General features: G+C 36.9%; 8 protein-coding genes and 2 pseudogenes. 5 read left to right on the top strand and 5 right to left on the bottom strand.

The annotated features are described in order from the left end of the window. From FTT84_RS16540 to FTT84_RS16525, 4 genes and pseudogenes are all read left to right on the top strand, one after another. Nucleotides 1-144 (top strand): annotated as a pseudogene (locus FTT84_RS16540) (ISNCY family transposase); the annotation flags it as partial. A 174-nt stretch (nucleotides 145-318) separates the two neighbouring features. After that, on the top strand, nucleotides 319-639 hold the full coding sequence (locus tag FTT84_RS16535; RefSeq protein ID WP_111861355.1) for a type II toxin-antitoxin system RelE/ParE family toxin: 321 nt from the start codon (nucleotides 319-321) through the stop codon (nucleotides 637-639). Continuing rightward, a complete protein-coding gene (nadS, locus tag FTT84_RS16530; protein ID WP_111861356.1) occupies nucleotides 632-904 on the top strand; it encodes a NadS family protein in 273 nt (90 codons plus the stop codon). Before FTT84_RS16535 ends, nadS begins: the two co-directional genes overlap by 8 nt. Nucleotides 905-1092: 188 nt before the next feature. Beyond that, nucleotides 1093-2211, top strand: a complete 1119-nt coding sequence (locus tag FTT84_RS16525) for a Fic family protein (RefSeq protein ID WP_111861357.1) — start codon at nucleotides 1093-1095, stop codon at nucleotides 2209-2211. A 487-nt stretch (nucleotides 2212-2698) separates the two neighbouring features. Here the strand turns inward: FTT84_RS16525 and FTT84_RS16520 are convergent, their stop codons facing one another. After that, the gene (locus FTT84_RS16520; protein WP_180059012.1) at nucleotides 2699-3214 is read right to left on the bottom strand and encodes a hypothetical protein; all 516 of its coding nucleotides are present in this window, start codon (nucleotides 3212-3214) and stop codon (nucleotides 2699-2701) included. 53 nt (nucleotides 3215-3267) lie between these two features. Between FTT84_RS16520 and FTT84_RS16515 the strand changes: the two genes are divergently transcribed. Continuing rightward, the gene (locus FTT84_RS16515; RefSeq protein WP_180058986.1) at nucleotides 3268-3828 is read left to right on the top strand and encodes a macro domain-containing protein; all 561 of its coding nucleotides are present in this window, start codon (nucleotides 3268-3270) and stop codon (nucleotides 3826-3828) included. 1 nt (nucleotide 3829) lies between these two features. On the opposite strand, the gene FTT84_RS16510 is transcribed toward FTT84_RS16515, so the two are convergent. The 4 genes and pseudogenes from FTT84_RS16510 to FTT84_RS16495 all read right to left on the bottom strand — a co-directional run. Beyond that, the gene (locus tag FTT84_RS16510) at nucleotides 3830-4216 is read right to left on the bottom strand and encodes a type II toxin-antitoxin system death-on-curing family toxin (protein WP_002125026.1); all 387 of its coding nucleotides are present in this window, start codon (nucleotides 4214-4216) and stop codon (nucleotides 3830-3832) included. Continuing rightward, nucleotides 4213-4392, bottom strand: coding sequence for a hypothetical protein (locus tag FTT84_RS16505; RefSeq protein ID WP_180058985.1), 180 nt, complete (start codon nucleotides 4390-4392; stop codon nucleotides 4213-4215). Before FTT84_RS16505 ends, FTT84_RS16510 begins: the two co-directional genes overlap by 4 nt. Nucleotides 4393-4461: 69 nt before the next feature. After that, nucleotides 4462-4797 (bottom strand): hypothetical protein, encoded by a 336-nt coding sequence (locus tag FTT84_RS16500; protein ID WP_002125021.1) that lies wholly within the window; start codon nucleotides 4795-4797, stop codon nucleotides 4462-4464. Between the two features lie 573 nt (nucleotides 4798-5370). Continuing rightward, a pseudogene (locus FTT84_RS16495) lies at nucleotides 5371-6095 on the bottom strand (integrase core domain-containing protein); the annotation flags it as partial.

Here is a 6095-nt window from a genome sequence, read left to right as displayed (position 1 = left end):
CATATTCAACAGCAGCATGAAGAACTAGAAAAACAGAATAAACGTTCCCGGGCCAAGAAAAGTATGCCAAGTCGTAAAGCTCAGAAAGCTGTTGTTGAACAAAGAAACTTAAATCCTGTGCTTGACTTGGAAATGTCCATATAGGACATTTCTATTTGGTTATTAGGTAGGACATTTCTACTTGGGAATAACAACAACAACAAACAGCAGTAGGACATTTCTACTTGGGAATAACAGCAGCAGCAGAGGGCAGCAGCTCTCGTTTTTTAATGTGGAAACTGCTAGAATACTTGTACGCCATTGACGTACATAGAATCTATGTTATTCATTGAAACTAGTATCTTTACCAAGCAAATCAAAGACCTTGTATCTGATGAGGAATATCGTCAACTTCAACAAGATCTATTGGTTCAACCTGATAAAGGTGACTTGATCAAGAATGGTGGTGGCATTCGGAAAGTACGTTGCGCTCAAGGTAATAAAGGTAAAAGTGGCGGTATCAGAGTAATTTACTATTGGGTAAATGAGGATGATCAAATCTTTTTCTTGGTGGCTTATCCAAAATCTGTAAAAGATGATCTAACGGATAAAGAAACCGCCATTCTGCGCCAACTCGTGAAGGAGCAATTTCATGGATAACAATTTATTTGATGACTTGGTCGCTTCGATTAAAGAAGCTGGAGCAATCAAACGCAAAGAGATCAAAGCAAGTCGAACAACCGAACTTGAATTACCTGATATTAAGGAAGTCCGAGAAAAAACTGGTTTAAGTCAAAGCGAATTTGCTGCACGTCTCCACATCAGTCATCGCACCCTGCAAAACTGGGAACAAGGCCGACGCTATCCGACAGGACCAGCGGCAACATTAATTAGAATCTTAGATGCACATCCTAGCCTTATTTAAAAATATTCATTAAAAATGGGAGCTTAGCTCCCATTTTTTGTGTTATTCCCCAATTAAAATGTCTATGCGATAAACTATTTAAAATGTCCTATAAAAAATGAGCTGATTAATTATCATATTCGGCTCTTGTTATGAGCCGAATAAGTGCTATATTCAACTCATCTGAAATTTTAGATGAGCGATTGAAAATGCAGAAATGGATTTGGCAAGCAGAAAACTGGACAAATTTTACATGGCTAGATTCAGTTATCTTACCTAAAACCAGACAGATACATCAAAAAATAGGGATTATTCTGGGGCAAAGTCAGCATGATTTAGCAAAAGAGCAATTCACCCTAGATACTCTGCTTGCCAATCTTGTTGCTTCATCTGCGATTGAAAACGAAACGATCAATGTTTTTTCACTACGATCATCTCTAGCTCAACGCTTAGGTGTCACACTTGAACAGCCTTATCCAAGCTCAGATCGATCAGAAGGTTTAGCCAATATCATGCTAGATGCGCTTAACGATGTTAAGCAACCATTGACTGTTAATCGTCTCATGCAGTGGCATCGTTGGCTTTTCAATGACCCAGATTGGACAATGCACCGTTTACGCATTGGTCAACTTAGGGGGGCAGAGCCTATGCAGGTCGTTTCAGGTCGATTGGACTATCCTAAAGTGCATTTTGAAGCACCGCCAAGACAAGGCTTAGAAGAACGCTTAAATGCCTTCATAGATTGGTTTAATCAAAGTCTAAATGATTCATTGCTTGATCCTCTGTTACGTGCAGGTATTACCCATTTATGGTTTGTTACCCTACATCCTTTTGATGATGGTAATGGACGTATTACACGTACACTTACAGACCTTTCTTTAGCTCAAATGGATGAACAGAGCATTCGTTTATATGCTATGTCTACTGCGATATTGAATAAACGTAAAAGTTACTATGAGATATTAGAACAAACTCAAAAAAATGATTCTGATATCACCGATTGGCTAGTTTGGTTTTTAGATACATTGAATGATAGCCTTGAAAAAACCTTAGTACAGATCAATCGGACATTATTTAAAAGCCAGTTTTGGCATAAATATTCAAATTTAGCCCTGAGTGAAGAACAGCGCAAAGTCCTCAATCGTTTATTAGACGGTGGGGAAAATGGCTTTGAACATGGTATTAGCGCGTCACAATATCAAAAAGTTGCTAAAACAAGTAAGGCGACAGCTACTCGTCATTTATCTGACTTACTTGAGAAAGGTTGTATCGTCAAATTGGAAGGTGGGGGACGTAATACACGCTATCAGATCAATACTCAGTTATAGAAATTTAAGCCATAAAAAAAGCCCGACATCCTGTCGGGCTTTTTCGTATTGGTTCGCTTGGCATGACTCCTGTCGTACCGCCGATCCTTGTGCGATTATTTATTTTTATTCTGCGGAACGTCCTGTTCTCTTATGACTTCATGATATTGAATACAAGGGATTGTGAATATCCGCAAAACCCCTAAATACATGTGCGCTCAGGCGTACAAAATTGGTGGATTTTTATCCCAAGAGTTGTCCGCAGAAATTGGGGATAATTTAAGCAAGCGCTGGCTTGATAACGCAGAGAAAAATGACAAACTGATTAAATATCGATCAATCTTATTGGCAAGAAGTATCAAAATTGCTTAAAAAGAAACCGACTTGTTTCCAAGTCAGTTTTTTGTTGTTTTTCATGGGGATGAAAAATTTTTAACTATATGAAAAACAATGATATTTTAAATGGGTTCTAACAGCTGATGATGAATTTCGCATAAGAGATTTTATGTTAAATCGGGGTAATTAAAGATTGAATTTCAACCCCATTTTCATCAACTAATTCAATACCAACTGCTTTTAAACGATCTATAGGATCACCTGTTTTCAAACACCATCCATTAGGCATATTTGTTTTTAATCCTGAAAATTTAGTATCTAACTTTTTCTGGTCTTCATAGGAAATATGGGCTACACCAAGATTTCTTTGTAGAATTTTGGAGAGTTCAGCATCTGATAATTCATTGCTTTCAATTAATACCCATAAGTTATCAAAGACATAAGCCATGGGAACAATATGTTCTTTCCATGGCTTAATAGCCGTTGCTGATTTATTATTAAAAATATTCTTTGAGTATCCTTTAAAAAGCAGTTCATTTTCTGGATGAAATAAATGCTCCATTAATCTGGAGCTATATCCCCATGGTTTATTAATGTTTTCTCGAAGAGTAATAATGTTTTTTACATGTTGAATGATTAAATCACACGTGCTCTTAATATATTCATTAATATGTTCTTTTTCAGTCATGTTGGTTTTCCAAAAAATTACTGCTACCTTAGCGATTTTATTATAGTGATAAAATGAGTAATCTTAAAAAAGTTATTTTAATCCAAACAGATATTACAACATTAGCTGTACAGGCTATCGTTAATTCAGCGAATAAGTCTTTGCTTGGTGGCAGTGGGCTTGATTATATCATTCATAAAAAAGCAGGACCTTTGATGAAGACTGAATGTATTCAACTTCATCAAGAAAAAGGCGGGTGTTCAACTGGACAAGCAGAAGTTACTACTGCTGGAAACCTGCCTGCCCAATATCTTATTCATGCTGTTGGGCCAAGATGGTTAGATGGTGAGCGTAATGAGCCACAATTGCTTTGTGATGCTTATAGTAATGCGATTATGAAAGCTAACCATGTTGGTGTAAAAACTATTTCTTTTCCAAACATCAGTACAGGTGTTTATGGTTTTCCTCGCCAACTGGCAGCCGAAATTGCAATTGGTACCATACTTTCAACACTTCCCCAATATGACTGTGTTGAAGAAGTATTTTTTGTATGCCGAGATGATGAAAACTATTTAATTTATAAGGAGATACTTTCTAACATTAACGACCCAAAAATAAAAATACAGATTGAATAAATTAAATTATAGATAGCTCATATAAGAATCCTGCTACCAGTTTGGCTAAAAGCTCATGATCTTCTTGGGATTCAACGATATCAACCATTAAATCATCTAAACCTGTGTGTTCTTGAATGGTCACACCTTGGATTTCAAGATAAGTTAGCATCACTGCTAGCCCTGTTCTTTTATTTCCATCGACAAATGCATGTCCTTTAGAAATTGCAATACCAAACCATGCAGCAATTTCAAAGATATCACTCACATTACTGTAATACATTTGCTGATCTATACGATTTAGGACGCTTTCCAGTTTCTCAATCTGGCAACCAGATCGACCTACACCTGTTTGAAGCAAAATCTCGTCATGTACAGCAATTACGAAGGTCGAACTAATCAAGCTCATTTATAAGCTAACTCTTGTATTTCTGCTTTATGTTGCTGGATCACTCGTCTAGCACTATGCATAACAACTCGTTTAGTTGCTTCATCATTACTAAACTGTATAGGTAAAACTTGTCCAGAAACCTTTTCACGACTAGATACTTGTTCAATATTATAATCTTTAAGACGTTTTCTCATATCGCTTACCATTCTAAGAGTGATCGTGTGTATTTTAACGCAAGTTTGTTGATCTAACAGTAGTGTTGGTCAAATTTGATAGTGTGAGTCTTTTTTTAGCACCGATTGTTCTGGATTTAAATTAAAAAAATCATAGACTTTATTAATTTTTGATTTATATAACAATGTCTTATCCAAATAAATAATTGATTTTTCTTTGTTGGTATCAAAAATTACTCGACCTCTTGGGATCTGTTCATACTCATAGTTTTGTAGTTCAGAATACTTTTCTTGCAATGTAATCCAATATTCAATATGTGTATATGGGCTATCAATCAGGCCAATAGAGTCTGCTTTCGTAATATTAAAGGAATGTGCAATACCAATGACTTGATTATTCCAGTACCAAAAGATCCCTATTTTCATTTGTCTTTATGCCTAGTTTTAAGTTCAACTAAAATTAATATAATACGGATTATCCGAAAATATTCAGACAATAAAAAACCCCGACATCCTGTCGGGGTTTTTCATATCGGGTTGCTCGTCTTACTGATCTCGTGCTGCCCATTCCTTGCGCTATTTTCTTATTCTTGTTTTCTGGAAACATCCAGTTCCCTTATGTATTCATCATAGGGCTAATGCTTTGGATTACCAATCCGCAAAATCCTTAAATTTATGTAAGTTTTAGCTTACAAAGTTGGCCCATTTTTATCCCAAGAGTTGTCCGCAGAAATTGGGGATTGTTTAGGCCGTGGATGGCTTGATAAATCACAACAAAGTTTCATATTGTTTGAAAAACAGTCAAATTTATTGGCAATAAGTATCAAAACTGCTCATAAAAAAGCCGGCTTGTTTCTAAGTCGGCTTTTTGTGGTTTTTCAGGGGGATGAAAATTTTTTAACTATATGAAAAACAAAGATATTTTAAATGGTTTCTAACAGTTGTTGTTATTCACCAATTAAAATGTCTATGCGATAAACCATTTAAAATGTCCTGTTTTTAACCACAAGAGTCAAGCACAGGATTTAAGTTTCTTTGTTCAACAACAGCTTTCTGAGCTTTACGACTTGGCATACTTTTCTTGAGACGGGAACGTTTATTTTGTTTTTCCAACTCTTCATGCTGTTGCTGGATATGCGCCAGAACCGAGCCTAATCTTTTATTCTCAACCACTTCATTCTGCTGTAGTCCAGCCAGTTTATTGAAGACACTATAGTTGATCTTCCGTCCTTCATGCATGATCGCCACAGTGCCATCCGGGTACTCCAGAAATGAAATGTATTGCCCAACAAGCTTATGATTCAGCTCTGTCGGTTCAAGCAGATAAATACACTTGTCATAGGTAATCGTCAGGTTCTTGGTGACCTTACGCGGTTCCTGCCAGGTGAATATATCCTCCAGCTCAGCATCAGACTCTGTTAGCGGACGATGTAAGTTCTTTGAATTTCGCGCACACTTGGCGAACTTCTGGTTGAAATGCTCAATAAAGCAGGGTAACCAGGCATTGGCTTCGGCAATTGAACTGATGCCTTCCAGACGCATCTCCTTGATCAAACGGTCTTGAAGGGTTCTATTCGCGCGTTCTACGCGACCTTTAGCCTGTGGTGAGTTGGCAAAGATAATATCAATGTTTAACTCATTCAGAATCCGGCCAAATTGCGTGATCTTGCTGTCCTGGCTCGATTTCTGGTTCACTCTGAATACCGAGTGTTTATCGCTGTAAA

It is taken from the genome of Acinetobacter sp. YH01019, from assembly GCF_013420285.1.
GTDB classification, from domain to species: domain Bacteria; phylum Pseudomonadota; class Gammaproteobacteria; order Pseudomonadales; family Moraxellaceae; genus Acinetobacter; species Acinetobacter gandensis.
Note: the sequence above shows the minus strand (reverse complement) of the source record. Positions and strands in the feature narration are given on the sequence as shown.

Bases quoted from the DNA above. Each gene is read 5' to 3' on its own strand.
- FTT84_RS16535 (WP_111861355.1), top strand. From the start codon at position 319: ATGTTATTCATTGAAACTAGTATCTTTACCAAGCAAATCAAAGACCTT.
- nadS (WP_111861356.1), top strand. From the start codon at position 632: ATGGATAACAATTTATTTGATGACTTGGTCGCTTCGATTAAAGAAGCT.
- FTT84_RS16525 (WP_111861357.1), top strand. From the start codon at position 1,093: ATGCAGAAATGGATTTGGCAAGCAGAAAACTGGACAAATTTTACATGG.
- FTT84_RS16520 (WP_180059012.1), bottom strand. From the start codon at position 3,214: ATGACTGAAAAAGAACATATTAATGAATATATTAAGAGCACGTGTGAT.
- FTT84_RS16515 (WP_180058986.1), top strand. From the start codon at position 3,268: ATGAGTAATCTTAAAAAAGTTATTTTAATCCAAACAGATATTACAACA.
- FTT84_RS16510 (WP_002125026.1), bottom strand. From the start codon at position 4,216: ATGAGCTTGATTAGTTCGACCTTCGTAATTGCTGTACATGACGAGATT.
- FTT84_RS16505 (WP_180058985.1), bottom strand. From the start codon at position 4,392: ATGAGAAAACGTCTTAAAGATTATAATATTGAACAAGTATCTAGTCGT.
- FTT84_RS16500 (WP_002125021.1), bottom strand. From the start codon at position 4,797: ATGAAAATAGGGATCTTTTGGTACTGGAATAATCAAGTCATTGGTATT.